The organism is Nocardioides dilutus, from assembly GCF_054779555.1.
The window spans coordinates 225,426-240,527 of sequence record NZ_BAAGYA010000001.1 but is presented as its reverse complement, the minus strand read 5'-3'; the positions used below and the strand labels follow the sequence as shown (position 1 = coordinate 240,527).

At 70.4% G+C, this 15,102-nt stretch carries 12 protein-coding genes; 6 read left to right on the top strand and 6 right to left on the bottom strand.

Annotated elements, in window-relative coordinates; genetic code table 11:
- Window positions 1-17: 17 nt before the first annotated feature.
- From ACYVC6_RS01160 to ACYVC6_RS01145, 4 genes are all read left to right on the top strand, one after another.
- On the top strand, window positions 18-1,034 hold the full coding sequence (locus tag ACYVC6_RS01160) for a YihY/virulence factor BrkB family protein (RefSeq protein ID WP_460710103.1): 1,017 nt from the start codon (window positions 18-20) through the stop codon (window positions 1,032-1,034).
- Window positions 1,035-1,485: 451 nt separating this feature from the next.
- Window positions 1,486-2,655 carry a hypothetical protein gene (locus ACYVC6_RS01155; RefSeq protein ID WP_460710101.1) on the top strand — a complete coding sequence of 390 codons (1,170 nt, stop codon included), beginning with the start codon at window positions 1,486-1,488 and terminating at the stop codon, window positions 2,653-2,655.
- Entirely contained in the window at window positions 2,655-3,191 is a 537-nt protein-coding gene (locus ACYVC6_RS01150; protein ID WP_460710099.1) for a hypothetical protein, read from the top strand. Before ACYVC6_RS01155 ends, ACYVC6_RS01150 begins: the two co-directional genes overlap by 1 nt.
- Window positions 3,192-3,579: 388 nt before the next feature.
- Window positions 3,580-3,873, top strand: coding sequence for a hypothetical protein (locus tag ACYVC6_RS01145; RefSeq protein ID WP_460710097.1), 294 nt, complete (start codon window positions 3,580-3,582; stop codon window positions 3,871-3,873).
- A gap of 30 nt (window positions 3,874-3,903) precedes the next feature.
- Here the strand turns inward: ACYVC6_RS01145 and ACYVC6_RS01140 are convergent, their stop codons facing one another.
- Window positions 3,904-5,262 carry an HNH endonuclease signature motif containing protein gene (locus tag ACYVC6_RS01140; RefSeq protein ID WP_460710095.1) on the bottom strand — a complete coding sequence of 453 codons (1,359 nt, stop codon included), beginning with the start codon at window positions 5,260-5,262 and terminating at the stop codon, window positions 3,904-3,906.
- Window positions 5,263-5,363: 101 nt separating this feature from the next.
- Here ACYVC6_RS01140 and ACYVC6_RS01135 point away from each other — a divergent pair, with 101 nt between their 5' ends.
- A complete protein-coding gene (locus ACYVC6_RS01135; RefSeq protein ID WP_460710093.1) occupies window positions 5,364-8,876 on the top strand; it encodes an ATP-binding cassette domain-containing protein in 3,513 nt (1,170 codons plus the stop codon).
- A gap of 4 nt (window positions 8,877-8,880) precedes the next feature.
- Here the strand turns inward: ACYVC6_RS01135 and ACYVC6_RS01130 are convergent, their stop codons facing one another.
- Complete coding sequence (locus ACYVC6_RS01130) at window positions 8,881-9,606, bottom strand: hypothetical protein (RefSeq protein WP_460710091.1); 726 nt, start codon at window positions 9,604-9,606, stop codon at window positions 8,881-8,883.
- A gap of 116 nt (window positions 9,607-9,722) precedes the next feature.
- Between ACYVC6_RS01130 and ACYVC6_RS01125 the strand changes: the two genes are divergently transcribed.
- Window positions 9,723-10,397, top strand: coding sequence for a hypothetical protein (locus ACYVC6_RS01125; protein WP_460710089.1), 675 nt, complete (start codon window positions 9,723-9,725; stop codon window positions 10,395-10,397).
- Between the two features lie 27 nt (window positions 10,398-10,424).
- Here ACYVC6_RS01125 and ACYVC6_RS01120 read toward each other — a convergent pair whose 3' ends face one another.
- The 4 genes from ACYVC6_RS01120 to ACYVC6_RS01105 are packed head-to-tail and all read right to left on the bottom strand — an operon-like array spanning window position 10,425 to window position 15,101.
- Window positions 10,425-11,198, bottom strand: coding sequence for a tyrosine-protein phosphatase (locus ACYVC6_RS01120; RefSeq protein WP_460710087.1), 774 nt, complete (start codon window positions 11,196-11,198; stop codon window positions 10,425-10,427).
- Window positions 11,199-11,216: 18 nt separating this feature from the next.
- Window positions 11,217-11,774 (bottom strand): protein-L-isoaspartate O-methyltransferase family protein, encoded by a 558-nt coding sequence (locus ACYVC6_RS01115; protein WP_460710085.1) that lies wholly within the window; start codon window positions 11,772-11,774, stop codon window positions 11,217-11,219.
- A 28-nt stretch (window positions 11,775-11,802) separates the two neighbouring features.
- Window positions 11,803-13,068 carry a class I SAM-dependent methyltransferase gene (locus ACYVC6_RS01110; RefSeq protein WP_460710083.1) on the bottom strand — a complete coding sequence of 422 codons (1,266 nt, stop codon included), beginning with the start codon at window positions 13,066-13,068 and terminating at the stop codon, window positions 11,803-11,805.
- On the bottom strand, window positions 13,065-15,101 hold the full coding sequence (locus ACYVC6_RS01105; protein ID WP_460710081.1) for a DUF1365 family protein: 2,037 nt from the start codon (window positions 15,099-15,101) through the stop codon (window positions 13,065-13,067). Before ACYVC6_RS01105 ends, ACYVC6_RS01110 begins: the two co-directional genes overlap by 4 nt.
- Window position 15,102 lies beyond the last annotated feature (1 nt).

The window sequence follows — 15,102 nt, the reverse complement described above, 5'->3', positions numbered from 1 at the left end:
ACGGTTAGCCTCCCCGCGTGGGGTTCGTCGACACGCTCGACCGCGCGCAGCGCAAGCGGTCGTTCCTCGGCATCCCCGTCGGCGTGTTCTTCAAGTTCGTCGACGACCAGGGCCCCTACCTGGCGGCGATCGTCAGCTTCTACGCGACGGTGGCGGTCTTTCCCCTCCTGCTGCTGGCGACCTCGATCTTCGGCTTCGTCCTCCAGGGCAACGACGAGCTGCAGAGGCAGGTCCTAGATTCCGCGCTGACGACGTTCCCGATCATCGGCGAGGAGCTCGGACAGCCCGACGGGCTGCAGGGGTCGACGACAGGCGTCGTGGTCGGGGTGCTCGCGGCGACGTACGGCTCGCTCGGTCTCGGCCAGGCCCTCCAGAACGCGTTGAACGTCGCCTGGTCGGTGCCGAGGAACAACCGGCCCAACCCCGTCGTCCTGCGGTTCAAGAGTCTGCTGCTCCTGCTGACCCTGGGCGTCTTCATGATCGCCATCACCGCCGTGTCCATCGCGGGCGCCGAGATCTTCGGCGACTCGAGCCTGATCCGGTGGCTGATCCGCCTGGCCAACGTGACGCTGGTGGGGATCCTGCTGACCGTCGTATTCCGGCTCGCCGCCGCCCGGCGCCACCACCTCGGCCGGGCGGCCCCGGGTGCGGTCACCGTCGCGGTCCTCTGGCTGGTGCTGCAGGAGGTCGGGCAGTACTACACGACCCAGGTGCTGGCCGGCACCGAGGGCATGGATGCGGCGTTCGGCGTGGTGCTCGGCCTGATCGGCATCATCTACGTCGCCTCGTTCATCGGCGTGATCGGCATCGAGGTCAACGTCGTGCTGGCCCGCCGGCTGTGGCCGCGCTCGCTGCGCACCCTGTTCGTCGACCGCCCCGAGCTCACCGACGCCGACCGCCGGGCCTACGCGAGCTATGCGCAGGCCCAGCGGCACAAGACGTCCGAGGAGGTCCAGGTGGGGTTCAAGGACCCGGACACCGGTGAGCTCCTCATCCCTCAGGAGCCGAGGCGGAACGTGCGGAAGAGCGAGTAGCGGGCAGCGCGTAAGGCGTTCAATTCGACAGCGGATCCATCCGGATCTGCCGATGAGCGCGCCTAGTCGAAGTCAAAGTGCGCGGCCCGTCGTACTCCCAACCTCGCCGGTGAGCATCGGCCCGCGGACTTTGACAGCGCAGAGCCGAGGACGGGCGAACTGGGAGGTCCAACTGGTCTAGCGCGGGCGCACAAGAACCTTGGGGTGGCTTGACGACGAGGTCCGAATGTTCGAAAGCTCGTGAACTTTCAATCTCGGGGAAGGTTCTCGGCTCGTGGCCACGTCTCAGTTCTCAATTCGTCGATCTCGGATGGCTGCATGTCTCGTCTTGCTGAGTCTCGTTGTCGCAAGCGGTCTCGCCCAGTCACCACCGGTAACCGCAGCGCCAGCCCATGGCAGCGTCAAGGCGGCTCGAGAGATCATTGCCGCTGGCAACGTCAGCAGCGAGGACTTGGACTCGACCCGCGGTGTCAAGCTGGCCGCCTTTGCGCAACCCGACATCCGCGGCAACCAGATGAGCCGCGTTCTGCCGTTGGCCGCCACAACCGCCGATGCGGACGGCGACTTCACTCTCGCCGCCGACTTCGACGCTATCCCTGCCGACTACGTGCACAACGACGGCGGGGTGGACATGACGCTGTTGATCAGCGACTCCTCGCGCACGATTAGCTGGTACTACACCCTCTATCCCGCCGAGGCGACCCAGCCCGGCTTGCACGAGGTCATCGAGAGCCGGGTCCTGCCGCGCAGTGGCCGTGGCCCCGACGAGTCTCTGGCCCCGATGTTCACCGTTGACCTCGATCAGGGCACGCTGGTCGAGGACGGCAACCCTCCGTCGACCTTTGTCGATGCCAAGGGCAAGCCCTACTCAGCCAGGAAGGCGGCCCGCGCCGCCAAGGTGGCGGTCAGCAAACGGGCCACCGGCATGTACCGCTACGCGCGTGTCTTCTTGCGCGCCAGCCGCGCCGAGCGCGCTCGCATGCTCGGCATCGGTGCCGCCACGGCCCGCGACGAGACGCTACCTACGGACACGACGGAGAAGTGCGGCCAGACCTACTGGGCGGATGCCTGGAAGAGGAACGTCAGGCAGGACTACGTCTTTGCCTACAGCGAGGCCGGCATCCCGATCAGTCTGACCCAAGGCATGAACGGCTCGACCACGCACACGATGGGCATCGCGCTGATCAAGGGAGACGGCACTCTTGCGGGGTCGGGCACCCGGACGAGGTCCTACAGCAAGAAGTCATTCCAGAGCCCCGTGATCAACGCGCTGGTCGGCAACCGGGTCAACTATCGGAAACGCATCGTGGCCTGCGGTGACAAGACGTGGGAGCAGTACGAGATGTACGACTACTTCACCGACTTCCAGCAGGTCGCACACGCCAACGCCGGCCCATACTGCTCGAACAAGTTGGCCGGCAACACATGGGACACTGAAACCGCTACCGCTGCGACCCTTGGCGGCGGGGTGAAGTTCCCCACCATCAACCTCTCGAGTCAGACCGGATACGGCGACAGCCAGGACATGAAGTTCACCTTCAACGTGGCTGGGAAGATCTGTGGCAACAACGTGAACGGACCGCTGCACGCCAGCCGTGTGGACGCACGCAACAACTCCTGATGAGGAGCATCACTCCGCTGGTGTTCGTTCTCGCGCTACTCCTGGTCAGCTGCACAGGCGAGGACGATAAGCGCGGCGTGCTCCGCATCGGGGGTGGCGATCTGAACGACGGCGTAGCCCTAACCTTCGAGGTACCCGCCAACAGCCCGTTCCTGGTCGGTTCCATGCCGGTGTGCCCGGAAGGCGGACCGGTCACCGTCACCGGCATCTCGACCTACGGCGGCGACGACATCGAGGTCACCGGGTACGCCCTGCGCCGCAACCCGTTCCTGACCCAGGAAATGATGCTCGGCGAGGCCCTCGGCACCCTGGAGGACAACGACTTCGAGCGCGCCGACGATCTGGTGTTGGACGACGAGTGCGGAACGGAGGAGAGCGGCGACATCTACGAGCTCGTCGTCGAGCTCGAGGCCGACGATACCGATCAGACTGCTGAGGGGTACCTGATCGCTTGGGGAGATGACAAAGACCTCAAGATCCCTTACGGCCTTACGGTATGCGTCGATCACACCCTCGAGGACTGCAGCTCCAAATAGCGTCTCGCGTGGATTCCGCCGCCGCGTTGGCGGCCTCGCGTATGCCCTGCCTGGAAGACTCATCATTGGTCCGCCGCCCCGCCCCCTCGCTCCTCTTTCATGGAAAGGGACGACCAGACCGACCAACAGGGGCAGGGTGCAGATTCACGCTCGGACCGGGCGGGGGTAAGACTCGCCCGCCAACATCCAATAGGAGAGTGCAAAGGCCCTGCTGCAGGCGGTGCCGTCAGGTGCGTGTCGCACGGATTCGTCGGCTCAGCGCAGACTAGCCAATGGGTGCCGCCCGCACTCCGACGACGCGTCCGGGGGCGCTCCCGGAAGGCACAGCTGGAAGGCCACCCGATGCGACCGCTCATGCCGATGAGCGGTCGGCCATATCCTGCGACCCGTGGAGCCGAGGACTGATCATGAAGCCGCCGCGACGCGCTACGAAGACGCCGAGACGGCATTCCTCGCGGCAGTGAGAGCGGACGGCGATCGAACGACCCTCACTGCTTTGGCGGATGCCGTAGCCGCGAAGGCCAAGGCGTGGAACGAGGCGGCTTACGCCGTCTACCACGCTTCGTCAGGTGACGAGCGGGACTCCCTCGACCAGGTCACCGAGCGAACGGAAGTGCTCGCCAACTTGTGGTTCGACATCGCGGAGGCATTCCACGGGCGTGAGGCGTTGCACGACGGCTGAACGCGTCCGATCTTGCCGCGATTCGTGCACTCAAGACGGGGTGAGGTCCCGCGTCACATCCTGGTCGACGAGGTATTCCCGACCGTAGGGATCGGTCCAGTGGTAGACGCCGGGTTCGGGACTTCGGGCCCGCCAGCCAGCCTTGGTCTTCAGTCGATGGTGATGTCGACACAGCGGCGTCAGGTTGCAGGGACAGGTGGGGCCGCCCTCGGCGTGGGGAATGCGGTGGTCGAGGTCGCACTGGCGGGCGAGCCGGGTGCAGTAGGGATGACGGCAGCGACGGTCGCGGAGGATGACCAGGTCGCGGTCCTCGGCTGAGGGCACGTAGTCGTGCGTGGCGTGCTGCTCGTGCGCGTGGGTGAGCCCGCTGACCGCGGCCTTGGTGAGGTCGAGCAGCGGCTTGACGGTGACGTGGGTGTCGGCGCGCTTCAGCCAGCCCTGGACGACCTCGGTCAGGATCGGGCGGCCGCATTCGTCGGTCGTCACCGGGTCGAGGTTGCGGATGCTGCGCTCGTCGAGGTGGAGGTAGGCGACGACCTCGCGCTTGGGCTTGGGCGGCCGCCCGCCGTTGATCAGGGCGAGGGCGCGCTCGGGGTCGGCGAGCACCCCGACGGCCATCGCGCGCCGCCGGTCGAGGGAGAGGCCGAAGCCGGGCTGGTCCTCCTGCCCGAGCAGACTGGCGATCAGGGAGAGCGCGCGGTCGAACGCCGAGAGGTCGGTCCAGTCGCCGCGGATCACCATCTCGGTGATGCCGGTGTGGTTGAGCCCCGCGGGGTCGAGCCGTGCGTACTGCGCGTCAAGCGCTGCGAGCTGTTCGAGCTCGCGCTCCTCGGCGTGCAGGGTGAGCATCGCCTCGTCGATCAGTCGCTCCAGCACGACCGGCCCGACCTGGTGCGCGCGAGGCGCGACGACCTGGTCGATGTAGAGGACGACGTCGGCAGGCTGGCCGAGCACCGCCTGCGCGATGAGGCGGGCCTTGGTCAGCGGGACCTCGCCGCCGACGACCCGCTCCCAGGTCCGTGACAACCGGTGCCGCAGGACGAGCGCGTCGCGCATCAGCGCCCGACCCGACGCGGTGGAGACCCCGTTGGCAGCGGCGAACGCGGCCGGGGCGTCCCAGCGCACCGGCGGGATGCCGAACCACTCCAGGTCGTCGGCGTTCGCGTGCTCGGGGTCCTCCAGCCACGACTCGGTGCCGGTGACCGGGGCCGGCCGCCAGGACTCGTCACCCGCCAGCGCGGGGCGGATGTCTGCCCACTCGCAGGCCAGCTGCAGGATCCGCGACTCGTCGAGGTTGATCCGCGCCCGGGTCTCCCGCACCTGCGTCAGCACGTCGCCAGGCAGGAGTGCCTCGGGTGGCGGTGGCGGTGGCAGGAGCTCGGCGGTCATCGGCTTGTGACACTATCAGAACACATGCTCGAATACAAGCAGTTGTGAGCGCCGAAATCCAGAGGCGCGATGTCGGTCCGGCGACGTAGCGTCCTGTGCTTGTGACGGTCACTCGGGTCGAGAGCCGGCCGGCACCGGCGGCCAGGCCCGATCCGGTGCCGGCTCCCGGTCGCGACCCGGTCGACTGGCGACGGGTACGCCGGCCGCTGACCTACCTCTGCTTCTCCTTGTCGCTGCTCGGCGCCGTCTCCGCGTCGTTGGGCTCGATGGTGGCCGGCCGGCTGGCCGACGACGCCACGTCGCGGCTGCTGTGGCTGCTGGCGCTGTGCGTCGTCGGCGGCGCGGTCATGGACACCTTCGCCAAGACGATGTGGGCGACCGTCTGCGACCGGGCCGAGGGCCGGCTGCGCTCAGACCTGCTCGACGCCGCCATGGCTCAGCCGCTGTCCGAGCTCTCCGAGCAGGCGGTGGGCGAGATCCTCGACCGCATCGACGACGACACCTGGGAGGTCGGCCAGCTGATGCGCTGGGGCGTGTGGCAGGCCGCGCGCACCTTCCTCGCCGCCGGCCCGCTGTGGGTGGTCGCCACGCTCACCTGGTGGCCGGCGCTGTTCCTGTTCCCGCTGACCGCGGTGGTCACCTTCTGGGTCGTCCGCCGCCTCCTGCCGCTGGTCGCGCAGCGCAAGGTCCTGGAGGAAGCGGCCTGGACCGACCACGCCGCCTCGACCGAGGAGGGCGTCGCCGCGCGCGACGACCTGCGGACGTCGCTGGGTCAGGCCCACGTCCTGCGCCGCAACGCCGAGCTGGCCGCGACGGTCCACCGCACCCTGGACGACGTGCTGGCCGTCGAGGTCCAGATCACCAGGCGGAGCGGCGGCCTGCTCCACGGGGCGCTGGCGGCCGTGGGCGTCGTCGGTATCGCCCTGGTCATGGCGGACGACCTGTCGACCGCGCGCCTGGTGACGCTGTTCCTGGTCACCACGATGTTCGTGGGCGGCGTCGACATGCTCGCCCGGCACCTGCCCGACCTCCAGGAAGGTTTCGGCGCAGTGCTTCGGCTCCGCGGGATGCTCGCCTCGCCGGCCGAGCCCGTCGGCGGCCTGCCGCTGCCCGACGGACCCCTGGACGTGGAGTTCAACCACCTCGGCTTCGCCTACGACACGGGCACCTTCGCACTGCGCGACGTCAACCTGCGCGTCCCGGCCGGGCACACCTGTGCGCTGGTCGGCCGCACGGGTTCGGGGAAGTCGACCCTGGCCTCCCTGCTGTCCCGCGCCGTCGAGCCGCCGCGCGGCACCGTGCTCCTCGGCGGCACCGACGTGCGCGACCTCGACCTCCAGCAGCTCCGCGCGGCCGTCGGGGTGGTCACCCAGCGCACCGAGGTGCTGGCCGGCACTCTCGCTGACAACATCACCCTCTTCGGCGCGACCCCCCGCGCCGAGATCGAGGCCGCGGTCGACGAGCTGGGCCTCACCGAGTGGGTCGCGGGCCTGCCCGACGGTCTCGACACCGTCCTCGGACCCGGCGGCACCAGCCTGTCCGCGGGCGAGGAGCAGCTGGTCGCGTTCGCGCGGTTGCTCGTGCGCGACGTGAGCGTCGTGGTCCTCGACGAGGCCACCGCCCGGATGGACCCGGTCACCGAGGCCCGGGTCGTCAGGGCCGCGGACCGTCTCATCTCCGGGCGCACCGGCATCCTGGTGGCCCACCGGCTCTCGACGACGGAGCGGGCCGAGCAGGTCGCCGTCCTCGAGTCCGGGCGCGTCGTGCAGCAAGGCCCGCGCGCCCGACTGGCCGCCGCCGACGGCCCGTTCCGGACGCTGCTCGAGGCGGCGGCACACGAGGCCGTCGTCGAGGAGCACCACCACGAGCAGTCCTCGATCGGCTCGGTCCGGCGGACCACGACGCCGCCGCCGTCCCCCGAGCTGGTGCCCACCCCGAGCCTGGCCCGGCAGGTGTTCCACACGATCCGCGTCCAGCCGCAGTGGGGACTGCTGGGTGCGTGCCTGTTCCTGGTCGCGTCCCTCACCGGTGCCTTCGGCGCCCTGACCGGCTGGGTCTGGGGCCTCATCATCACCGACCTCCAGGCGGGGGTCAGTCCGGGACTCCTCGTGGTCGGGCTGGTCGTCTCGCTCGTCGCGAGCCCGCTGCTGCTGTCCCAGGCGTTCCGCACCTACCCCCACTGGTGGGTCGACGTCCGACTACGGGTGCGCGCTTCAGTGCTGCACGGGCAGACCGCCCAGCACCGGCTCGAGCGCACCCCGCCCGGCGAGGTCGTCGCCCGCACCATGGACGCCGACCGGCTGGCCCGCTACACCGACCGGTGGGTCGACTTCGTCAACGGCCTGCTGGTCGCGCTGATCACCGGGCTGATCGCGCAGAGCTGGCTGGCGGGCTCGGTGCTGCTCGCCGTCATGGTCGCCTCGGCCCTCGCCTCCACCCTGGGACGCCGGGTCGCCGGCCGCTCGGCCGCGGCCTCCTCGACGGCGCGGGCCCGGTTCGGCCAGTCGCTCGTCTCCGCGCTGGAGTCGGTGCGCACCGTCAAGCTCGCGGCGGCCACGCCGCAGGTTCACGCGCACCTGCGCCGCGTCGACGGCGGGCGCGTCGACGCGGCCGTCCGCGAGCACCGCGTGCAGGCCCTCCTCGACGGCGTACCCGTCGTGATGGTCCAGTGCGGCGTGGTCGCCGCGTGGGGCGGCCTGCTGGCCGGTGAGTGGGGACTGGCCACGGCGCTGCTCGTCGCCAACGCGGTGAGCGGGTTCGACTGGTTCGGCCGGGTCGCCGGCTCGGTCGTCACCGAGGCCCCGGGGGTCCGGGCGTGGATGAACGCCACCAGCAGGCTCGCCGGTGGCGGTGACCTGATGGACCTCCCTCCAGGGATGGACCTCGTCGGCGGCACCGCCCCGGATCCTGCCCCGGTCGAGCGCGACCCGCTGCGGACGCTGTCCCTGCGCGGCGTCTCCGCCGTCCACGACGACGGAACGCTCGGGGTGCAGGACGTCGACCTCGACGTCTCGGCAGGCGAGCTGGTCCTGCTGCTCGGCCAGGTCGGGTCGGGCAAGTCCAGCCTCCTCGGCGCGCTGGCGGGCCTGGTGGCCACCACCGGCGACGTCCGCTGGAACGACCGCTCCATCCGTGACCCCCAGACCGAGCTGCGGCCGGCCCGGGTCGCGCACGTCGCCCAGGTGCCCCGTGTGCTGTCGGGCACCTTCCGCGACAACGTCGCCCTCGCGCACGACGGGCGCGCGGTCGAGCCGGCGTTGGAGGCCGCGCGGATGGCCCGCGACGTCGCCGAGGCCGGCGGTCCCGACGCGCTCGTCGGTCACCGCGGCGTACGCCTCTCCGGCGGCCAGGTGCAGCGCCTGGCTCTCGCCCGCGCACTGGGCTGCGAGGCGGACGTCCTGCTGGCCGACGACATCTCCTCGGCCCTCGACGCGACCACCGAGATCGAGCTGTGGCGGTCGCTGCGCGAGCGGGGCACGACGGTCATCGGCGCGACCAGCAAGGCGGCCGCGCTCGTCCACGCCGACCGGGTCGTCGTCCTCGACGCAGGCCAGGTCGTCGACGACGGCCCGTGGAGCCAGCTGGTCAGCCGGTGGGGTCACCTGGCCGGGTGACGCCTCAGGCGGTCTTGGCCTGCTTGCCGCAGTAGGCGTCGCCGGTCGCCACACAGGAGTTCTTCCGTGCGGGGGTGGGCGGCATTGGCGGTGTGCTGTCCTCGACCACGTGGTCCACGTAGATCCCGCCGCGGAGGCTGCAGAGAAAGAAGTCGAACTCGATCAGAACCCGCTTGGTGGGCGTGACGTAGTGGAACTTCAGGTGGACCATGCTCGCCTCGCTGCCGCCGAACCCAGCTCCACCGACCGGCTGGCCGGTGCTGGTGCGGGTGACCGTGGCGGCTCCGATCAGCCTGTTCGTGTCGGCGGCGTTCTCCCCGTAGAGCTCGAGCCCCTGGACCCCGACACTCCCCGGGGAGACCGACAGCGACCCGAAGGAGCTGAGCCCTCTGAAGTCGGCGTTGCAGCTGATGGTCACCTTGCCGATGTTGGGGTCCTCCCAGAGCGTGACCGCCGGGCCGCCGGCCGGGAGGCTGGTGAGGATGAGGTTGAAGTCGGTGGTCGCGTCGCCGGCGAGGTCCTCGGCCTCGATCGTCCCGGACCGGATGTCGGCACCGCGGATCGTGCCGTTCTTGATGTCGCTGGTCTTGACGGCGCCGTTCTTGATCGACGTCGACACCACGGAGTTCTTGGGCGCCGTGACCGCGTAGGCGGTGCCGCCGCTGAGGATGAGGAGGATCGCCAGCAACCCGACGTGGTGTTGGCGGAGGTACGCGCGCAGGGAACCCATGGAGAGACCCGACCGCGTCGGCCGGTCGGAGTCAACGTGGTCCAGACCGGACTGCCCTCCCGGCACGGTTCGCCTAGGTTGGCGTCGATCCTCATCGTTCTCTGATCGGAGCCCGCATGTCCGCGCTGAAGCGTCCGCTCGTCCTGGTCCTCTCGGCCGCCCTGCTCGTCCTCGGGTTCGACCTGGCGACGTACGCCGCCACCGGGGACAGCCTGATCGTCGGCAAGGCCAACAAGGCGAACAAGGTCACCGTCCTCAAGCGCACCACCGGCGGCGCCGTTCTCTCGCTGAAAGCCAAGAAGAACTCGCCGCCGCTGGCGGTCAACTCCACGACCAGGGTCAAGAACCTGAACGCCGACCTGCTCGACGGCTACAGCAGCGACGAGCTGCCCACGTCGGCGACCACGGTCAGGCTCGGGCTCGGTGCCGACTCGGCCGGTCCGAACTGGAACGTCTCGATGCCGGACGGGACCTACCTCGTCAACTGGCAGGCCTACCTCGACCTCGTGGACAGCGGCTCCAAGGTGCTCTGCGGGTTCGCGGTCGGCACCGACTACGTCGCCACGACCTTCCGGCCGTCGGAGCCGTCCTTCATCGCCAGCCTCACCGGGTCAGGGGTGATCACCTTCGGCCCGTCGACGAACGAGCTGTTCTTCTGCAACATCCCGGGGCAGGTCGAGGCGTTCGCGGGCACGGAAGGCATCGATCTGACCTTCCAGAAGCTGGCGAGCAACCCGGTCACCGACGTGGCGGCCAACCCCAAGGCGGCGGCACCCCGCGGCAGTCGCTGAGAGTCTCCTACGCGGCCGCTGGTCGGGTCATCGCCGGATCTTCTCCCGCAGCCGGTCCAGGGTCTCCGCGGACAGGCCGAGCCCGTCACGCAGATAGCCGTCGAGGTCGCCGTACGCCGCGGCCGCCGCGTCGTAGGCCGTCTGCAGGTAGTCGGCGTCGGCGACCATCACCCGCTCGTAGACCTCGACCTTGTCGGCGCCGAGGTGCTCGGCGACGAGACCGAGGTACTTCTCCCGGGTGCCCGAGGAGAAGTCGTTGGTGAGCAGGTAGTCGGCCAGGATCGTCTCCTCGTCGACGCCCGCGATGTGCAGGAGCAGGGCGGCGGCCCAGCCGGTGCGGTCCTTGCCGGCGGTGCAGTGGAAGAGCTGTGCGCCCTCGGTGTCCGCGATCCGGGTGAGCAGCTCGGCGAAGGCAGCCCGGGCGCCCGGCTTGTCGACGAAGCTGCGGTAGACCTCGTGCATCACCTCGGTGGCGGCCTCGCGGGTCTCGAGGCTGCTGACCGCCTCCATGGGGATGCCCTTGACCTCGAGGTGGTGCCACGAGGCGCCCGGCACCGGGACGTCGGGGTGGGCCTCGACCTCGTGGTCGTGGCGCAGGTCGTAGACCGCGGTGACCCCGAGGCTCGCCACGGAGTGCGCGTCGGCGTCGCTCAGCTGGAGCTCGTTGGAGCGGAAGAGGACCCCCCGGCGCAGCGGCACGCCGTCCCCGGCGACGTAGGGGGTGTCGATTCCCGCGACGTCACGGAAGTTGTCGGCGGAGGCGAGCCGGACCAGCTCCTCACCGACATCGGCCTCTGACACGGGGTCAAGGTAGCGGGATCAACGCAGCGGGACGAACCGGTACTCACCGTGGGCGGTCACCTCGACGTCCTCGCCGGAGCGATGGACCAGGAGCATCTCGCCGGCGACCGGCGCGACCATCCGTCCGCCGTCGGCGAGCTGGGCGACGAGCGGCTCCGGCAGGTCGCGGGCCATGGCCGAGACCAGGATCCGGTCGTACGGCGCGAGCTCGGGACGGCCGAGGACGCGGGGGTCGGCCAGGGCGATGCTCGCCCACGGCTGGTCGGTCTCCGCCAGGTTGGCCGAGCCGAAGTCGACCAGCTCGGGCTCGATCTCGACGCCGACCACCTGGCCGGTCGGCCCGGTCAGGTGGGCGAGCAGCGCCGTCGTCCACCCCGAGCCGCTGCCGACGTCGAGAACGCGGTCGCCGGGCCGGACCTCGAGGAGCCTCAGCATCGACTCGACGGTCCGCGGCTGGGAGTTGGTCTGCCCGTGGCCGATCAGGATCGGCGAGTCGAGGCCCGCGCGCCAGCGGGCAGCACGAGGCAGGAACATCCTGCGCGGCACCGCCGAGAACGCTTCCGCGACCCGGTCCACCAGCCGAGTCAAGCACGCCGAGGATCGCTCATGGCTTCCTGAACGTGAGCTGGTTGACGTCGAGGTAGCCGGAGGCGAAGCCGGCCCGCGAGTACTCCAGGTAGAAGTGCCACATCCGCAGGAACGTCTCGTCGAACCCGAGGCTGAGCACCTGCTCGGATGCTGCCCGGAACGCCTCGTCCCACAGGCGCAGAGTCTCGGCGTAGTGCCGGCCGAACGGTTGGCGGTCGACCAGTCGGAGGCTGGTGTGCTCGCGGCTCAGCTCGTCGATCACCTGGACCGACGGCAGGAAGCCGCCCGGGAAGATGTACTTGTTGATCCACGTGTAGGTGTTGCGGGTGGCGAGCATCCGGTCGTGCGGCATCGTGATCGCCTGGAGGGCGACCGAGCCGCCCGGGGCGAGGACGGCATCGAGGGTCTCGACGTAGGTCCGCCAGTAGTGCCAGCCCACCGCCTCGATCATCTCCACCGAGAGCACGGCGTCGTACTGCTCGCCGGCCCGGCCGACGTCGCGGTAGTCGCAGAGCTCCACCGAGACCCGGTCGGCCACGCCGGCCGCGGCGACCCGCTGGTCGGCCAGCGTCTTCTGGGCGGTCGAGAGCGTGACGGTGCGGACGGTGGCGCCGCGGTGGGCGGCCCGGATCGCGAGCTCACCCCAGCCCGAGCCGATCTCCAGGACGCGGGTCCCGGCACCCACGCGGGCCTGGTCGAGGAGCCGGTCGATCTTGGCCAGCTGGGCGGCCTCGAGGTCCTGGCGCCGGGCGGCGCCGCCCAGCAGCCGCTCCGGGAAGATCGCCGAGGAGTAGCTGAGGGTCGGGTCCAGGAACAGCTCGAAGAGGTCGTTGGACAGGTCGTAGTGGTGGGCGATGTTGTCGCGGGAGTTGGCGGTGGTGCTCCTCTCGCGCCGCGGCGGGCGCCTGACCACCAGGCCGCGCAGCCGCTGCAGTCGCTCGGGCACCAGTGCCGGGAGCTCGGCGGCCAGCACGGTGAGGAACGGCGCGAGGTCCTCGGGGCGGGCGGTGTCCCAGGCGCCGGTCAGGTAGGCCTCGCCGAACCCGATGAGCTGGTGCCGGCCGATCCGCGCGAAGAACTCCTCGGGCCGGTGGACGGTCATCGCAGGTCCGCCCCTGCCGAGCGTCGCGTCGCCCACGTGCACGGTGACGTCGAGCCGGTCGACCGCGGCGGCGAACAGCCGCTCCGCGACCCTGGCGGACACAGCGGCGCGCGGGCCGGTGGGCACGATGTCGAGGCCCGGCCAGTGGTTGGCCGAGCGTCTGGTGGTGGTGACAGTCATGAGGATGCCTCCTGGTCATGGGTCGGCCGAGGCTGGACCGGGAGTCGGCGCAGCCAGAGCCGGACGCCATGCATTCGGATCAGGAGGGCGTGCCGGATTGCCGCCGGAGCGGCCCGGAGCGGGGTGATCCCGGACCTGCGTCCGGAGAGTGACGCCGAGAACGTCGCACCGTCGTCGGTGTCGAGCGTGACCGCGATGTCGAGCCGGTCGCGCGCGGTCGAGCCGGGGACAGGAGCGGCGACCCGATAGGTCCCGTCGGTCCCGTGGAACGGCGACACGTACATCGCCTTGTCGACCGTGCCGCGACCCCGCTCGTCGGTGTGGACGAGGTAGGCGTGCCGGTCGCCGTAGGTGTTGTGCACCTCGACCACGGTCGCGGCCAGGTCGCCGCGGCGGTCCCAGCACCAGAAGACGCTGATCGGGTTGAAGCAGTAGCCGAAGGCGCGGGCGTTGGCGGCGAGCAGTATCCGGCCGCCGCGCACGTCGATGCCCTGCCCATCGATCGACTGCCGGTCGAGGAAGACCTGGACGTTGTCGCGCAGCGACCGCTCGGGGTCGCCGATGTGGTCCCTCGCCTCGAACCGGCCGAGCACACCGTGGTCGGGCAGGTCGTCGACGTCGACCACCCAGGTCTGCGACCGGTGGGTGAAGGTGCGCGTGAACGGCGTCCGCCGGGTGTGGCGGATCGTCGTCTCGTAGATGCCCGTGACGTCCCCGGTGGTTGAGGTGCGAGCGGAGCGAACCTCGAAACCACTCTCGCGAGGCTCCCAACGCATCCCCAGCCGCTCCACCGCAGCCAGCCCGGAGCGCGCGCCGTCCTCGTGGAACCCCCAGCCGTGGTAGGCCCCGGCGAACACGATCCGGTCGGTGTCGATCTCGGGGAGCCGGGCCTGGGCCGCGACCGAGGTGGGGTTGTAGAGCGGGTGCTCGTACTCCATCCGCTCGATCACCGTGGCCGGGTCCACGAGGTCCTCGCCACCGAGGGTGACGAGGTAGTGCGTCTCGGTGTCCAGCCGCTGCAGCCGGGTGAGGTCGTAGGTGACGGTGACCCCGTCCGCCGGCCCGGTGCGGCGCCGGAAGTTCCAGCTGGCCCGGGCGTTCCCGGCCCGCGGCAGCAGGGAGATGTCGGTGTGCAGGAGGGCGACGTTGGATGCGTACGGCATCGCCCCGAGCACCTCGCGCTGCGCCGCGCTCGGCTCGGCGAGCATGGCCAGCGCCTGGCCCGGGTGGGTCGCGATGACCACCGCGTCGAACCTGGTCACCATTCCGTTGCCGTCGGTGACCTCGACCCGACCCGGCCGCTCGAGCACAGAGGTGACCTTGGTGCCGGCACGGACGTCGGGGACCGCCGCTGCCACCTTGTCGACGTAGGTCCGCGAGCCTCCGGTCACCGTGCGCCACTGCGGGCTGCCGAAGATGCCGAGCATGCCGTGGTGCTCGAGGAACGTGAACAGGTAGCGGGCCGGGTAGTCGAGCGCGACCTCGGGGTCGCACGACCACACGGCGGCGACCAGCGGCTCCATGAAGTGCCGCACGAAGTACGCCGAGAAGCGCCCCTCGTCGAGGAACTCGCGCAGCGTCCGGTCGGGTCCGGTGTCCGCGAGGGTGGCCCGGGCGCGGCGGTGGAAGCGCGGGATCTCGGTGAGCATCGCGAGGTAGCGGGGGTTGCGGAGGTTGGCCGAGGTCGGGAACAGGCCCCGGCGACCCAGCGCGCCGGCCCATTCGAGGCCGGTGGCGTCGTCACGGATCGACAGCGACATCTCGGAGGGCTGGGTGGCCACCTCGAGCTCGGCGAACAGCCGCAGCAGCACCGGGTAGGTGCGCGGGTTGTGCACGATGAAGCCGGTGTCGATGGCCAGACCGTCGACCCCGTCGTCGACCCCGTTGTCGACCCAGTGGGTGTCGGCGTGCCCGCCGAGCCGGTGGTCGGCCTCGAACAGGGTGACGTGCGCGGTCCTCGAGGCGACGTAGGCCGCGGTGAGGCCGGCGACCCCGGAGCCGACGACGGCGACCCGGGTGGGCGGCGGGCTCATG